The organism is Mycoplasmopsis agassizii (assembly GCF_002272945.1).
GTDB lineage: Bacteria > Bacillota_I > Bacilli_A > Mycoplasmatales > Metamycoplasmataceae > Mycoplasmopsis_B > Mycoplasmopsis_B agassizii.
Genome location: NZ_NQMN01000001.1, coordinates 200,326 through 217,927 on the forward strand (window position 1 = coordinate 200,326; position 17,602 = coordinate 217,927).

Consider the following 17,602-nt stretch of genomic DNA (forward strand, 5'->3'; position numbering starts at 1 on the left):
TAAAATTGATTATGTTTTGAAAGAAGTACATTTAGTTGAAAAGTTCAGTGATGACAGAACAAAATATAAACTTATTTATGAGGTAATCGGTGAATTAAAAAAACGAGAAGAAACAGTTATTATTATTGATGGGGGCGAAGAAGATATTAATACTCCAGGAGGTGGAGATGGAAATGGACAAGGGGGTGGAACTAACCCAAAGCCATCTAATAAACCTGAGTGAGAAATATACACAAATAAAGTAGCTTTTGAGTTAAGAAAAGAATTTCGCCAAGAATTATCTAAAACGGAAATTAAACTTCTTCAAGTAATCAATGAAACCAACAAGAGAATTGATGGTATAGAAGATACTTTAAAACAAATTTTGAGTATTCTTAAAGATAAAAAATAAGAGATTTTGTTTTGTGCAAAATCTCTTATTTAATTCAAAATATTTTGGTTATAATTTAAATATTATGGCTAGCAAAAATAACTCCAAAAATAAAAACCAAAAAGATGAATTTGTAATCAGCAAAATTCATAGTATTTTAAAAGCTCGAAAAATTGATTATGTTTTGAAAGAAGTACATTTAGTTGAAAAGTTTAGTGATGACAGAACAAAATATAAACTTATTTATGAGGTAATCGGTGAATTAAAAAAACGAGAAGAAACAGTTATTATTATTGATGGGGGCGAAGAAGATATTAATACTCCAGGAGGTGGAGATGGAAACAATGGAGATGGAAACAATGGAGATGGTGGAGAAATCAAACCAACTTCAACAAATGATCCTGAATGAAAAATATACATGAATCAAGTTAGAGATGAACTAAGACAAGAATTTCATAAAGAATTATCAACAGGATTAAGCGAACTAAGAAATGAATTTCGCCAAGAATTATCTGAAACAGAAATTCGACTTCTCCGAGTAATCAATGAAAACAATGAACAAACTAACAGAAGAATAGATGAAACTAATAAAAAGATCGATGAAAACAACAAACAGACTAACAAAAGAATTGATGGTATAGAAGATACTTTAAAACAAATTCTAGAAATTCTTAAGACTAAAAAATAGTTAAAATCATTAAATAATTAAACTGGCTTTGCCAGTTTTTTTCTTTACTTTAAATCCATAATTAATCACTATAAACTGATAAAACCATAAAATAAAAAAGCCAAAAAAATTATTAAAGTTTTCAAAATTAGGTATATTATTAATAAATATCTATATCTGAAAAGGAATGTTATTACTATGCCAATTTGAACAAATTATAAAAACAGTACTGCCCAAACTATCGAAGAACTTAAAAGAGAAAAAGATAGTTGAATTAAAAATATTGAGCAAATCAAAATCAAGTATGAGCAAGATAAAATTAATTTAAGTAAAAAGCATGATGAAGAATTAAAACTTGCTCGAGCAGCTGGTGAATTAGCACCTATTAAAATTACTATTACTGAAGAAAGTTTCAAAATTGAAAACGGAATTCTTGATAATGATTATAATGAACGCACTAAATCAATCCTTGAGTTAATTCGTGATCTTGATGCACGAATTGAAAACTTATCAAAGAAATAGTCTTAGTTAAAACAAATTAAAATGACATGAGTTAATCATGTCATTATTTTTTTAGCTTTATAAAAAAGGTAAAAAGAAAAGCACAATTGAAAAACAATGTGCTTGCAATTTGTGTAAGGAGATATAAGATTTCATATATTCTCAAAATCATTAGATCGAGGTCAAGTGCGAAATCTAAGCAACTTGACATCACTATTATACAATAAAATTTATTTTTTTAACAAATAATTAAAAATTTAACTGCTTGAAAAATCTTGCTGATTAGTTTGAATTCAAAGACTTTAATTAGCCTAAAAATTTTTAATTAGTGGCTAGTTTATGTTAAAAATAGACAAAATTAAGCATTTTCTGTATTTGATGGACTGAATTTACTTAATTTTAGTTTTGAAAATGTTTTATAAAACTACTTCAAATAAACCATAAAAATAATTTTCCTTGAAAAAATTTCTATATCGTTAACTATTGAAATGCTATTTTTTAGTGATTAAAAGTAACAAAGCAAATTTAATAAATTAGTTATTTTTAACAACTCAAATTCCTTAAAAAACCATTGAAATTTTAAGTAATAAACTTTGTGAATTTTTTATTTGCATTTTTTAAAAATCGTGTTAAAATAAGTCTAGAAATTTTAATAAAACTAAAGGAAGTAAAAATGTTAAGTTTTCAAACATGAAACGCAAAACTAACATTAATTAATGAATTTGCCAAATTCATTAATACTTTTAATATTTCTGCAAACACTACTAAGATTGATAATCTTAAACGCTATATGGTGGATGAAGAAAAGTTAAATACTTTAATTAGTTATAATTTTTTACTTAATCAATAAAATCACAATAAATTAAGTAAATGCTATTTAAAACAAGTTATAAAAAGTTTTATAAATAATAATTAATTAAAGTGTTAAACAGATACTTTAATTTTTTTTATTAAGTTTCGCATCTAGATCATGAAAAAGTGATCATAAATATTTTAAGAAAAGAGGAAAAGTGAAATTTTCAAACGAAGCAATCATCTTCAGTCAAGCAAAAATTCAACAAGTTGAAGACCCCCTTTCTAAGATCTTTGATTTTAAAAATAAGTACTGAAGTTTCTTTTTAACTGCTTTAAAGATTTTAGTAGAATTTGTCATCATCTCTTGAATAGTTATTACGATAGTATTTTTCTTATTATCAGTAGTACCTGGTTCTACAACTTTAACTAGTGGTTTAAATGAAGCCCAAGCTGCTGCTATTCGAGCCCAATTTGGACTAGATTTACCAGTCTTTCAACGTTATTTAAACTATTTAGGTGGTTTATTTAGAGGAGATTTTGGGATTTCTTTGTCATTATTTCCAACTGTGGAAATTAATGAATTTATTTGAGCCCGTTTTGGTACATCTTTTTCAGTTGGTATCATCTCAGTTATTATTACTTTAGTAATTGGAATTCCTTTAGGAATTCTGGTAGGTAAAAATCCTGGAGGGATTTTAGATAATGCATCTACTTTAGTGATTTCAATTATGATCTCAATTCCTTCATTAGTATTTTCATTATTGTTATTATTAATTGGACGTCAAATTGGAATCCCTTATATTTTTGATGCTAATAATGCAGCCACTTATATCTTACCTTCATTAGCCTTATCACTTGGTTCAATCGTTGTTTATGTGCGCTACATTAGAACAGAATTAAACCGTGAGTTAAATTCTGTGCATGCTAAATTTGCTTATTTAAAAGGAGTAAGCAAAAGCAGATTTGTTTGAAGACATGCTTTAAAACCTGCTTTATTCCCAATTGCAACTTTCTTCCCAGCAGTTGTTTTAAGTAGTTTTATCGGTTCAATTTTTATCGAGCAAATCTTTAATATTCCTGGTTCAGGGGGATTATTATTAAATTCAATCACTGGACAAGATTATTCAATCTTATTATTTTTAGTGATAGTATTTGTTTTTGTAACGATCTTATCATATACTTCAAGAGATATTCTATATCGCTTGATCGATCCTAGAATTAGAAGAGGAGGACATTAATTTATGGCAAACAATTCATCAGCAAAAACTATTTCAAGTGAAATTTATGCACCAAATAGGATTGCTCAGCCTTTTAACTATTTATCTTTTAAGATTATGGAAAAAATTGCTGAAACAAGAGAAACGGCACATATTCATGCTAAAAGTAAACCATTAAATGAATTTATTAACCGTTTTGCAGGTAATTGAGGTGGTGTTTTTGGAGTAATTATCATTGCCATGCTAGTTTTAGCTGCATTAATAATTCCTTTAACAACAGTTGATCCAGCAACTTTAAATCCTAATGAAAGTTTCTTACCATTTTTTAGTGAAAACCATATTTTAGGAACTGACCAACTAGGTCGTGATCTATGAGCACAGCTATGACACGGACTAAGATTCTCGCTAGCAATAGCGATTTCAGCTGCAATTATCGATATTGTTATCGGTGTTACTTTAGGAATCTTAATGGGTTACTTTTTAGGAGTTGACCGTGTCTTACAATTTTTAATCAAGATTCTGTCAAATATTCCTACAATCATCATCATGATTTTGGCAACAATTGTTTTCAACCCAAGTTTTTTCACAATCGTTGGCTCTTTAGTCATCTCGGGTTGAATAGGAACTGCTAATCAGGTACGTGCTCAAGTTAAACGTGCTAAATCTCTAGAATGAGTTAAAGCTTCAATCGTTTTAGGAACACCTAAATACAAAATCTTAAGATCATTTATCCCAGTTATTATCCCTATCTTAATAACTCAATTAGTATTTTCAATCCCTGGTGCTGTTTTAGCAGAAACTGGTCTATCATTCATCGGACTAAGTTTACCTAACACTGCTACTTTAGGATCATTGATTACTTCAGGAGCACAAATCATAACTTTATATCCACGTTATGTTTTACTTCCTTCATTCATCTTGATCTTATTCACAACTTCAATTCAATTATTCGGAAATGCAACTCAAGATGCATTAAGAAGACAAAGGTAAGCTAATGGAAAATGAAAAACAAAAAAAACAAGATAAAGAAAAATCTTGATTAAAAAAACAAGGTCAAACTAGTTATATTCTAGTTAAAAACACTAAACAAAAACTTTCACAACTACCTTTTTTAAACACCATTTTTAGACCTTCAAGCAAAGTCGAAGACTTTGATTGAGAAGGTTTTGAAAAAAATGTGCAAACAGAAATGATTAAAGGTGAGCCTAAAAGAGTCGTTGCTGAAGTTGATAATTTAGTTTTATATTTTAAAAACCCAGCACGACCTAAAGATCGTAACTTAGTTATTCGTGGCACTGGTTTAAAACTTTATGAAGGTGAAGTACATGCCATCATTGGTGAATCAGGTTCAGGTAAAAGTGTTATCTGTTCTACTTTATACGGTTTAACTGGAACTAATTCAGTAATTGAATCAGGATCAATTAGACTTTTTAATAACCAAGTGCAACAATTTTCTTTTAAAGATTGAGAAAATTCAACTTATAGAGGAAAAATTGTCTCAGCAGTTTTTCAAAATGCGATGTCAACTTTAAATCCAACTATTAAAATTGGTAAACAAATTATTGAAGGAATGTTAATCAACGGGATTGTTAAAACTCGTAAAGAAGCTTATAATCAAGCTCTAGAATATCTAAGATTAACTAAAATTAATAACCCTGAAAAAGTTATGCATCTTTATCCTCATGAACTTTCAGGAGGAATGATGCAACGTGTTGTGATCGCTGCTATTGTTAGTTTAAAACCAAAAGTTCTAATCATGGATGAGCCCACAACTGCGCTTGACCCCACTGTTCAAGCTCTAGTTTTAGATGTTATTCGTGACTTACAAAAACAGTTTAAAATTTCTGTTTTATTCATTACTCACGACTTAGGAGTGGTTGCTTCTATAGCTGATAGAATCAGCATTATGTATGCAGGTCAAGTAGTTGAAAGTGGTACTCGTGATGAGATTTTGAAAAAACCACTACATCCTTATACTTGAGGTTTAATTTCTTCAATGCCTGATGTTAATAACGATACTGTCTTAAAAACAATTAGAGGAAACGTGCCTTCTTCGTTAAATGCAATTCGTGGAGATGCTTTTGCTGTTCGTAATGATTATGCTCTAGATATAGATTTTGAGCATGAACCTCCTTATGTATATTTTAGTGATACGCATTTTGTGCGCTCATGACTATACAATGAAAAAGCACAAACAATTACTCCACCTGAATTAATTGAGCAAATTTGAAGCAAAAACAAAATGGAAAATCCTCAAAGAATTGCTCAAAAAGGGCTAATTCAACTAGAAGAAGCCTTAAATCCAACTTTTTTGGTTAAAGATTATTTTGAAAAAGATCAAGAAAGTTGAAAACAATTAAAAACTAAAGCCGAACTAGCAAAACTACGCTATTTCAAAAATAAAGCACCGTTTGTGGAAACAAACGATAACATTTTAAAAAGATTTTTAGCACCTTTTAAAGCATTAAAAGGTATCAAAATCAATCCTAAAAAAGATCCAGTTAAAGTTCAAGAAAGTGGGAATTAAATGGCAAGTCATGAACAAATGCAAACTGCTGAATTAAACAAACAACTTGCTAATCAGCAGATTTTTGAAGATGTTAATAACTCAATTTTTGCTAAAACTTTAAAAGTTTTTGGCTATGATAATAAAAAATATCGCCATGCTACTAAAGGCTTAAAAGCTTATTTAGAAGATGAATCTAAAGACAGAGAAATTGTTTTAAAAGTTCGTCATTTAGATGTAACTTATGGATCTTCACTACATAAATTTAAGGCTATTAAAGATGTATCTTTTAATATTTATAAAGGTGAAATCTTAGGTTTAGTAGGTGAATCAGGTTCAGGTAAATCAACAATTGGTAATACAATTGCAGGCTTAGTCAACCGTAGTTTTGGTGATATTGAATTAATTGGTCGCCATGTTCCTAAAAAACATTCAAGTGCAAAACGTAGCATGAGTGAGTTTTTAATGAACAAAGTGCAAATGATTTTTCAAGATCCTAGTGGTAGTTTAAACCCCCATAAAAACATCTGAAACGTTGTTAAAGAAGGGCTTGATAACTTAAAACATCAACGCTCTTTATATCTAAAATTGCATATTGAAAGTGTCTTAAAAATTTTAGATTCTAAACTAGTTCAAGCTAAATTAGTACTACCTAAATCATGGAATCGTAAGCAATTATTAAATCGTAATATCGATGGTGATGATAACTTGCTTGACTATTTAAAATCAGGTTTTATGGAAGAACTAAAACAAGTTAATCCTAGTCGCACTAAAACCTTAGCTCAATTTCAAAACTATCTAGATAGTGCAAATCGTAAAACTAATCACTTATTAACAGTTAAATCATTAGATAAACCTAAAAAACAGTGAGTAATTGATACCTTAAAATCAGTTGGTCTAGATACTTCTGTACTTGATCGTTATCCTTTAGAGTTTTCAGGTGGACAACAACAACGTATTGGAATTAGCCGTGCTTTAGTGATGCGCCCTACTTTATTAGTAGCAGATGAGCCGATTTCTGCTCTTGACGTATCGATTCAAGCACAAGTTATTAATATCTTTAATGACTTAAAAGAAAAATATGATTTAACCATGATGTTAATCGCTCACGATTTAAGGATGGTTGAATATGTCTCAGACCGTATTGCCGTTATGTATAAGGGAAGAATTGTCGAAATCGGCAAGGCTGAAGATATTGCAAGAAGATCTTATCATCCCTATACAAAATCACTACTAGATGCTGTACCTTCTTTAGAATCTAAACAAGGTTCACTAGTAGGTTATGTTTATGATCCTGAAATGCACCCTTATAATCAGCAGATTCAACCTGAATGATTAAAAGTGCGTGAAGGTCACTACATTTTAGCAACTGCTGATGAATTAGCAGATTGAAAACAAGGAAAATATTAAATAAATTAAAGGAGGATTTATGAAAAAAATCCCTACATGAGGTAAATTCGCAATTGCTGCAGCATCTTTATCAGCTGCTGTTGGTGTAGTTTTTGCAGGTATTGCCATTGATAAAGCAGTTAATCAAGAATTTAGTGATAATAAAGATTTAGTTAATAACCCTTCACTAAATCAGATTAACTATTCACAAACTGCACCTATTAGTTACTTTGTTGACCCTGTTCAAGAACATATTTTGATCGCAATTCTTAGTCCAGATGGTGAACACGCTAAAATAGTTGATAAGGAATACAACATTTTTAATAAATATGAAGACAGCAAAGCTGAAGAAAAAACAATTGCTGAATTCAAAGAGTGACACCTTAAAAAATATAATGGTCAAACTCCAGTGCAATTTATTAAAATTGGACCAAGTACTTTCAAAAATTACTATACAGATGCCATAACTGCTAAAGAATTCCATGAATACACTACTTGATTCAGTGAAAATGTTGCTTGAGGACCTGATCTTGTGACCATGAAAGCATTTAACATTAAGAAAAATGTTGTGCAAAATGGTAATAATATTACTCTGGGGTCACATTCAAACTTAAATAAAGAAAATGCTGAAATTGTTTTCTACCCTGATTCATTTTATGGTTCATTACCTCTATATTCAACTCAAGCAGGTAATTCTAATGCATCAGATAAATTGCTATATCAGTTAAATAATAAAAAGTTTTTAAACGTTGATGAAATTAATGATTACTTGCAAGACGTTAATTTAATGAACGCTTTAGCAAATTTAAAACTTCCAGATAACGCCGCTAAACTTACTTTTAGATCAATTCAATTTTTAAATTTATTGACAGGTAAAGAGTTTTACATTTATCGTGAAGCAGAAACAACAGTTGATGCATCAGTTGTTGATCATTTATTTTTTGCTAAAGATTTAACTGATTTAGAAACACAATTTAGATCATCTTATCCAAATTTAACTTTTTCAAGTTCAAAAGCACACAAAATGAAATTGACTGATAGTAGAATTTTAACTGGTTCAAATTTAACAAGTTATAAATCAGGCGAAGTGCAACGCGCAACTAATTTTTCTTCAACTAACAGATTAGAATTGGATTTTGCTAATCAAGATCAAACTTTTACTACACAAATTCACTTAGGTGATTTAGCAGTTGATGATGAATCGCTTAATGTATTAAATGCTTTAGAAAAAGCACAAAAAGAAGTAACTGATAGTTTTGTAATCTTTAGAGATTTTGCAAATATTAAGCAATATGCTTCACAAGAAAAAGGACAGGAAACATTTGTCCACTTAAATACTGAAACCGTTAACGGAGTAACAGTTGAAAGATTTTTTAAAGACTTACAATCAGCTTCAAATACATTAGGTACAAGCTTCAAAAGTGAAAATATTAAAAAATATAAAGTCACTGCTTTAGATGTTGTTAACAATGAGTTAACTATTTCTTTAGTTCAAGAAGATGATGCAAATGTTACTAAATCATTTAAAATTCAAGCAGATACAACTGATCAAGCGCAGTTGAATTTATTTGATGATTTTGTACGTTCAATCGGATATAAACGTGTTGTTAATCCTTATTTAATCAATTCTGAATTAGAAACTCGTAAAGATGGTCAGACTTATCGTGAATTTTCAATTTATACACAAATTTATGATGGTCTTTTAGACCGTGTTGCTCGTGAATTCCCTTACTTATTAAAAGATCTATCAGGTGAACATATCGTTAGAAAAATTAATGATAAAGGAATAATGGAATACACTCTTGAAACAGGTACATATAAAGGTTTTACAACTAGTGACCGTATTAGTTTCTTATATTTATTAAAAGCAACTGATCCTAAATTTAAAGGTGTTGGTGCAGACTTTCTTAAATATGTTGGTGCCCATGAATATGGACACCACACCACATTACAAAACTTAAAAGATGTTGGTGAAAAAGGTACTTCAATTGTTGGTGGTATTAGCCCACGTGCAGGAATGAACTATGATTCATTTGTTGATTCAGATGTTTACAATTTATATTTAAAAGCTCGTACAAGCAAAATTAATTTTGATAAAAAGAATATTACTCAAAACGGTGCAGGTTCATTCCCTCAATATAGTTGAACTGATGAAAATGGTAATGAAGTTGTTGAAACTGATGATTTAATTTTCGGAAGTAAAACTGCAGGTAATATTAATGAAACATTATCAAATACCAAAAGAAGATTTTTACAAACTTTTGATGGTTTAAAACAAGCAGCAGCAGAGCGTGGTGTTACTTTATCTGATTTATTCTTACTTAATGCCTTTGACTTTTACTCAGGGACATTAAATCCTTCAATTTCGGGTAAAGCTAAATATTATGTTTTTGATGAAAATGGTAAAGCATCATTTCAAGCTGCTGAAATTCCTCAAAATGGTTCAACTTTTATAAAAGATGGTCAAGGAAAACCAATAACTTTTATCGATGGAATGCCTCAAGTTGTAAGACTTGAAGAAGGTTCTGAGAAAAAACTGGCCGAAGTTTTAATTCATAATAAAGATGGCTCACCAGTAATTTCTACTGCAGTAGGTCAAGATCTTACAGATACTGATCGAGCAATAATTAAGCAAATTGAAGGGACAATTTTAGAATTAATTCAAGTTCCTTATACAAATAATGGTTGAGAAACAGATCAAACATCATTAACAAATGGACCAACTTTTACTACCTATACAGGATATACAAGTGCTTATATAGGAAGAACTGAACAGTATTTTATTAAATACTGAGAAAATAATTTCAATGAAAATGAAACTAACTATATTCCATTTGCAACAAATTGAAGAGGTAATAGTAATAGATATTCATTGCCAGTTATTAGACAATATCTAAATTTACCTTATGACACATCAATTTTAAATAGTTCTGCAGCTGCTGGTTCAATTTTATTTGACCTAGCGGCTTACATTCCAGTTACTGCTGAAAATAACACTAGTCGTGGTGGAGCTGATTTGAGAGTAGATGAATGATCACATGGTTATACATCATTTAACTTTATTGATACAAAAACAACTCTTGAAACTGGCGAAGATGTTATGAAATCCTTTGTTCCTAACCCAACTACCTACAATGGTTCAAGATTTGTTAATGCCAGAAATCTAAATTTATTAGGTGGTATTACTCCTCTAAGTTTAGCAGATTACGGAATTGAAGATAATCGATCTGGATTGACACGATTATTTCAAATAACTAATGCTCCAAATTCAAATGCACTTTTTCAAGTAACTAATATTGACACCACATTAATGATGAATGCACAAGTAAGTGGACAAAATATTAACTTTTATCAAGCATTTAATGAAAGTGTAAAAAAACCAAAGAGATTAGTTGATGCAATCGAGTTTTTATCATTAGATTATTCCAAAATTACACGTAGTGAAGATGGTAAAGGTAAAGTTTTTGACATAAATTATGCAAAAACAAAATTTGACTTAGAAGCGTATAAAACTGCACTTTTAGCAAATGCAGAATCAGAAATTGAAGCAAAAAATTTCACTGATGAAGCACAACTAAATGAAGTTGCTAATGATGAACAAAAATTAGCTAACCATCTTATGTCTTTATTTGAAAAATCAGCATACAACGTTTTTCTAGTAAATCTTAAATTAGGAGAAAATTTTGAAACACTAGGAAAACTAATGGACCCTGCTACTGGTGTAAGTTCATTTTTTAAAGACGGTTTTGTTTTAGAAAATCCAAACAAAGCAATTTCAGAATTTACAGCACCAGAAGTTAAAGACGGTTTAATTAAGAAATTAAAAAGCTTGAACTTAGACACTGAAAATGTCAATAAAGTTACTATTTCTGACGCATTTTATTTAATGAACATTTGGTCATTTACAAATGATCCAAAACTTAATGTTTACGATGGTGACACTGTTAATGTAATATTCAACTCAAAACCTTCAGATGATGTAATAACTTATAATGAGCAAAGATTAGATACAGATATAAGTCAAAAATTCACTGACTATGTATATTCAATTGCTGAAGTTTTAACTAGAGATTACATTCAAATTACCTATACTCCTGACACAAACGACTTACATAATTTACCTGATTATTTAACTGGAGCAACCGAATCAAATACAGGATTCGAATACTTCTTAGATCCTTCATCAACCTTAATTTGAAATGAATCAAAAGTCAATTTTCAGGCTTCACAAAGAGCAAATGACAATGATACTAGTTTAAATGTTAGAGAATTAGCGATAGCATTTTCACAGTTAAGTGTTAGTGAAAATAGAAATGTTTTTGAAAAAATCAAAAAAGAATCTGATGAATTATTATCTTCTCCAAGAGCTAATGTCAAAGAAGCTGCTGAAAAAGCAAAAACCTTATATGAAAAATTAAATGAAGAACTTGCCAAATTAAAACCACATACAATTATTACAACTACTACACTTGAGCAACAAATACAAGAACGTGAAAACTACTACAGTGCTAACTCTGCAGAGTTAACTAGATTATTTACTGAAATTAAAGCAAAAAATCAAGATTATATTAATAATCAGAATCAAGCAGCTGAAACAATTAAAGTTCAAGTGAAAGCAATTGAAGATAAGTATCAAGCGATTGTTGATTCTTCATCATCGAGTGATGAAGAAAAAGCAAAAGCAAAAATTTTAGTTGAAGCAGCAAAAAATTATAAAAACAACCGAGGCTTTACAGATGAAGAAAATAATTTAATTTCAGCGTATGGGGTAAATTCTAATCTTACAAACAGAATATTTGGTGAATTTAGACATTTTTTTAGTAAATATGAATTTGATGAAAATGTAGATCTAGTATCAGCAAGTAGTGACGATATTTTATCTCATGTTAACCAATCAGCTATTCAAGCTTCAGGGGAATTTGCTCCATATATTTCGCTTCTTAGCTACTATCAATCGATTATTTTAGAAAAAACTGATATATTTAATAGCAGTTCTTCATCTGAAGCAGAAAAAGAACTTGCAAAAAAACAATTCCTAAAATTAATGGCTCTTGAACAGGATTCTTCACTTTCAATTAAGGAAAACCAGATCGTAAAAGAAATCTTGAGACTTACAAAAATAAAATCAGTTAACTTATCTCAGCTTGCTTCTGATAATTCAACATGAACAAAAGATCTTTCTGCTGAAGATAAAGTTATCTTAAATAAATTATTGGTAGAAGCAGGTTATGAATCTGCAAAAGTAATTTATTACTTACAATCTGAAAACCAACAAGATCTTGGAACCTATTTAAATTCATTAGATAAATATATTGAAAAATATAAAAAAACAATTAATGAAAATAAAGAAATTGTTGAATCAAAAACTGCAAGTGATGAGCAAAAAACTGCAGCACAAACAGAATTAGCTAAATACACTCCTGTATTAACAACTTTAGAAAAAGTTAAATCTGCTACAGATTTAACTGATGCTGAGAATACTTTAGTAACAGCTTTATCTGAAGAAGAAAAAATCACAATTGAAGCAATTCAAAGAGTGAGAATTCAAAGATCACTTTTAGGAGATGAATTATTAAGATTAAGTTCAATGTTTGCTAGTGATTATCTTGAAGCATTAACTGCTGCTTCAACATATGAAAATGCCGTTGCTCAATCAGGTGCTTATTTAACAGCATTAAGAGGAGTTTATAATAGAGTTTCAGGAGAAGTTAAAAAACTTCATACTGCTGAAGCCTTAAACACAAACTATGGTAACTGAGTTGCTACTTCGAATTACTTTGGACAAATTAATAAATTAAATAACGGTTTCTTCAAAGATCGTTGACAAAAAGAAATTGTTGATTGAGCACTTTATGATGATTCAGGTAAATCTATTGAAGATACAAATCTAAGAATTACTGACTTAGAAAATAAAGTAGTAACTGATCGTGCACGTGCTTTTTGAATGTATTTATTGAAATCAAAAGGTGTTAGCGAAAGAACCTTAACAGGTATTTATCGTGATAAAGAAAAAGATAGCAATGTCTTTTGAGGTTTCATGAAACTTGAAGATGCACAAAAAGTTAAAAACCTAGCATTTGAAGATGCTGTAACTGGTGAAGTTAAATACTTAAAAGTTAACTTCGAAAACACTAATAACTTATTCTATTTCCAAACACAAGGTGATAGCACATCAAAACGTACTTTAGCAGATGAAGGTTATACAAGTTGAATCTCAGACTTTGCGATCTTTGCTAAATATTCAAATGCTTTCATTATTCCTGATAGTAAGCAAAGAATTTTCTTTGTTGATGAAAACAACAAAGAAATTGAAGGCTTGTTAAATATTGGAACAAGAACTGCAATTACTGAAAATGGTAAAACACAAATTCAAAGTCCAACAATGGCATTCGTTGATAAAAATGGTAAATTATACTTTAATTCAATCGATCAATTTAACTTATAGAAAGGAAGAGATGTTATGAAATTGAAAAATAAATTAATTCTAGGTGCTAGTGCTTTATCAGTAGTAGCTGCTGCAACAACATTAATTGCTTGTTCAACATCAGAAGGTGGTAACCACCCTAGTAATAAAACTAACACTGGTTTATCTTATGATTTAGGTCTTTCAACAATACCTTTAAATAATTTGAATTACATTAAAAATAAGTCTACTTTTATAATTACTCCGACTTTCATAGAAGGATTTATTAAAAATGGTCCTACTGAAGAAGTTAAAAATGCAATCGGGGGAATGCCTAAGTTAAATATTGGTGTTGAAAGAGTTGACGTTAAAAATTTAGATCAATATAAGCATCCAACTGCTGCAGGTACAACATTTGGAAATTCATTTTATCCTTATGATACTTTCGGAATGACAACAGGAGTTGCTGAGCCTACTGCAGAAAATCAAAGTGCAATTGCAATTCAAATAGCAGGTAATAATATTTTATCTATGAAATTGCGTGCAAATAATGGTCAATCAACATGAGCAACATATAAACCTGATGCACCAGGAAATAAAGATAGTGTAACACCACAAGACTTCATTGATTCAGCTCAATATATTCTAGATATTAACTCAGGAAGTCAATACTTAACAGACTTTTTAAACTTAAATATTAAAAATGCTCAAAAAGTTGTTGATGCACAAAATGCTTATGTTAAAAAACATAAAGTTCCTTATTCAGATCCATTCAACCGTAAAAAAGTTGTCGATGGAAAGCAAGTTGAGCGTGAAAATATTTATGAAACTCCTGAATGAGAATCACAAGTAGAAGGTGATGAAAAAGAAGTTGAAGCAATTAAGCAAGCTGTTTTAGGTTTAGGAATTTATACAGGGGATTTTGGTCCTATTGATATTGATTCAATTAAACCTGATGAAGTTTTAAAACCAACTAACCGTTATGCAGATCCTAGACAAACATGAGTTTTAGATGCTAATAACGAAGTCACAGGTACACTTGCTTTATATGCTCAAACCAAGTGACAAATTCGTTATGAATTTGAACCAACTGACCCACCTAGTTTCTTTAGTTTTAATAACTCATTAACAAATAACTATATGAAACCTGTTAACCGTAAGTTTATCGAAAGTATCGGTGGAATTCATTTCTTCGGAGTTTCTCGAGAAACATTTATTTGAAACGGTGCCTTTGATCCTAGTGAAATGTTACTTGGTGAAGGTGGATTCATCATGTTAACAAAACGTGATTCATACTATTCTTCAGCAAAAACTATGCTAAACAGAATCAAGATTTTCTTCCAAACTCAACAAACTGTTAAAGCTGCTTTATTTGAAGATGGTTTAATTGCGCAAACCAATATTCCAACAACTTATATTTATCGTTTCTGAGCAGATCCTGCAAAAAGAACCTTAATGCATAAGAAAAACGGTTTTGGAACAATCGGGTTACAACTTAATTTAGATCATAACACTAATCGTGTTAAGGCTTTATTAGATAGTGACTTTAGAAATGCACTTTATTTTGCTATCGACCGTAATGATGTTCTAAGATTAGTAGGACTTGATACTTCATTCCCTGTTGTTACTTGAACAGCCTTTGGTCAAGCAAAAACTTCAGATGGTATTGCAGTTGAGCAATGATTTGAAAATACTGATGTAAAAATGAAAGATGATAAATCTTATCCACTTCAATCTTTTACTTATCAAGATCACTTAGCTAAAAGTTATACCTTTGAAAATGTTGACCGAAGTGATAATAACTTCTCACTAGAGACTGCTCGATACTACATGGATTTATACAAAAAGAGAAATCCAAATGTTTCAAAAGTTACTATGCAATATGTTCACGATTCAAGCGAACAACACATTAAAGCAGGAGTTGCTTTTCAAGATTTAATTAATAAAGCTTTTGGGGGTTTTGTTGAAATTGAAATTAAGGGTTATCCTGCTAACGTTTATGAGCAATTTAGAGCAGAAGGAAAATTTGATCTAGCATATACTAACTTTGACTATTTTGGTACTGAATATGATTCATATATCAAAACCTTTATTTTCCCTGATGGTATTAATTTAGAAGATCAAAAAACTATTGGATTTAGACAAAATGCAGCAGGTTCATGAACCTATCAAAATTACTTCTTCGATTTAGAAAATTATCCAGGTGGTTCAATTGAAGAAGAAACTAGAAAACGTTTAGATATTAGTGAAAAACACTGAAACAAAATCAAAGAACTTTCAGTTCATCAATTAATTAAAGATGCTGATGGAAACAATATTTTTGAAACTGATGAGCAATTTAAAGATAGAGTAAATTCTTTCTTTGCATATCAATTCACCGATGCAGAAAAAGCAGAAGGTTGAACTGAAAAAGAAAACTTTGCTCTTGCAGCATCTTATGAAAAAATTATTAAAGATGCTGCCCCTGTAATTCCTTTAATGGAAATTGATACAGAATGAGAAGTATCACGAATTGGTGGTGTTTCAAATACTTATACTTATTCACTACAATTTGCTTATGATTTTAATTTTCCACCTGTACCTGGTTTACCAACTAAACCTTCAAATTAAAATAATTAAATTTAATTCCCTTTCCTGGTGAAGGGGAATTTTTTACTTAATAATTTACATTAACATTTGATACAAATCAAAATTTACTGATTATATTACTAACATAATTATGTTAATAATTGAAAATAAATTAATGTAAATCCTTGTTTAAAATCATAAAAAAATAATTTTCTTTTATCAAATAGAATGTTAATTCAATATAAATGTATTTTAATTATTGTGTAAAAGCATTTAATAATATTTAAAAACATATTTAGAAAATAATAATATTTAAAATTTGAAATAATTATGAATTTATTAAAAAAATTTTAAAAATTTTAAAAATTTTTAAAACAAAATATATAATATTAATGTTATTTAAATGGCTATAACATACATTAATGAAAAACAAATAATAATAAATTTTTGATCTATCTGGTTATAGTGTTGACTTAGCACAATAATTTTTAAAAGGAGAATAAAATGAGAAAAAAATTTTTCAAATCAGCCATCATAGTTTTTTCTCTGTTGGCTCTATCATCTTTTAGTTTGTCTGCAATATTACCTGTTGCAGAATCTAAAAAAGAAAACACTGAAGAAGTAAAAGAACCATTCAATAATGAAAATTTAAAGGGTGTTGATTTTAGAAATTTTTCAAACACATCATCTAATCCTTACTATTCAACAGAAACTGTTTCTTCATTAGGACCAAAATTTTCAGTATTACAAACTAGATTTAATCCAATGGATGTAAGTGATTATCCATCTGATCCAATTTTTCCAAGTAATCCTTTAACTATGAAACGGGTTCCTGATGAGGAACATTTTAATCCAGAACAGTATCTAGAATGAATGACAGTTGTAGTAAAAGAATACTTGGATTCATTAGGGAGAATTCCTACAAGAAAAGATGTTTATGAATTCATGGAGAAAAAATACGTAGATTTTCCACCACTTGAATTATTTTGATTGGAAAATGAGATTGTTAAATTGTTAATTCCTGAAAAAGTGCCAATTGACATAGACCCAATTCTTTTTGAAAGAGTCAAATAATTTAGGAGTCTCAAAATCAAGAAATTATTAAAAGTTTTTTAGCGACCATTACTAACAGAATTTGTTAATCTTACTGCTTTTGATTTTGTAATTGTCTTGATTGATAATTAAA

The 17,602-nt window shown here is 29.5% G+C and carries 11 protein-coding genes; all 11 read left to right on the plus strand.

Annotated features, from left to right (window positions below):
- On the plus strand, nt 1-391 hold a 391-nt coding region (locus CJF60_RS00750; RefSeq protein WP_180737972.1), incomplete at its 5' end, for a hypothetical protein.
- 64 nt (nt 392-455) lie between these two features.
- A complete protein-coding gene (locus CJF60_RS00755; protein ID WP_143823571.1) occupies nt 456-1,058 on the plus strand; it encodes a hypothetical protein in 603 nt (200 codons plus the stop codon).
- A 177-nt stretch (nt 1,059-1,235) separates the two neighbouring features.
- Nucleotides 1,236-1,559 (plus strand): hypothetical protein, encoded by a 324-nt coding sequence (locus tag CJF60_RS00760; protein ID WP_084232604.1) that lies wholly within the window; start codon nt 1,236-1,238, stop codon nt 1,557-1,559.
- 652 nt (nt 1,560-2,211) lie between these two features.
- Nucleotides 2,212-2,388: a hypothetical protein gene (locus CJF60_RS05205; RefSeq protein ID WP_159444212.1), complete on the plus strand. Its 177-nt coding sequence runs from the start codon at nt 2,212-2,214 to the stop codon at nt 2,386-2,388.
- Nucleotides 2,389-2,548: 160 nt separating this feature from the next.
- The gene (locus CJF60_RS00770; protein WP_084232600.1) at nt 2,549-3,571 is read left to right on the plus strand and encodes an ABC transporter permease; all 1,023 of its coding nucleotides are present in this window, start codon (nt 2,549-2,551) and stop codon (nt 3,569-3,571) included.
- A gap of 3 nt (nt 3,572-3,574) precedes the next feature.
- Complete coding sequence (locus CJF60_RS00775; RefSeq protein WP_084232598.1) at nt 3,575-4,540, plus strand: ABC transporter permease; 966 nt, start codon at nt 3,575-3,577, stop codon at nt 4,538-4,540.
- A 4-nt stretch (nt 4,541-4,544) separates the two neighbouring features.
- Nucleotides 4,545-6,077 carry an ABC transporter ATP-binding protein gene (locus CJF60_RS00780; protein WP_084232596.1) on the plus strand — a complete coding sequence of 511 codons (1,533 nt, stop codon included), beginning with the start codon at nt 4,545-4,547 and terminating at the stop codon, nt 6,075-6,077.
- On the plus strand, nt 6,078-7,466 hold the full coding sequence (locus CJF60_RS00785) for an ABC transporter ATP-binding protein (RefSeq protein WP_234805286.1): 1,389 nt from the start codon (nt 6,078-6,080) through the stop codon (nt 7,464-7,466). It abuts the gene before it with no gap.
- A gap of 19 nt (nt 7,467-7,485) precedes the next feature.
- Nucleotides 7,486-13,890 (plus strand): PDxFFG protein, encoded by a 6,405-nt coding sequence (locus tag CJF60_RS00790; protein WP_084232594.1) that lies wholly within the window; start codon nt 7,486-7,488, stop codon nt 13,888-13,890.
- 15 nt (nt 13,891-13,905) lie between these two features.
- Nucleotides 13,906-16,458 (plus strand): periplasmic substrate-binding domain-containing protein, encoded by a 2,553-nt coding sequence (locus CJF60_RS00795; protein WP_084232592.1) that lies wholly within the window; start codon nt 13,906-13,908, stop codon nt 16,456-16,458.
- A gap of 462 nt (nt 16,459-16,920) precedes the next feature.
- Nucleotides 16,921-17,490 carry a hypothetical protein gene (locus CJF60_RS00800; RefSeq protein ID WP_084232590.1) on the plus strand — a complete coding sequence of 190 codons (570 nt, stop codon included), beginning with the start codon at nt 16,921-16,923 and terminating at the stop codon, nt 17,488-17,490.
- The last annotated feature ends 112 nt before the right edge of the window (nt 17,491-17,602 follow it).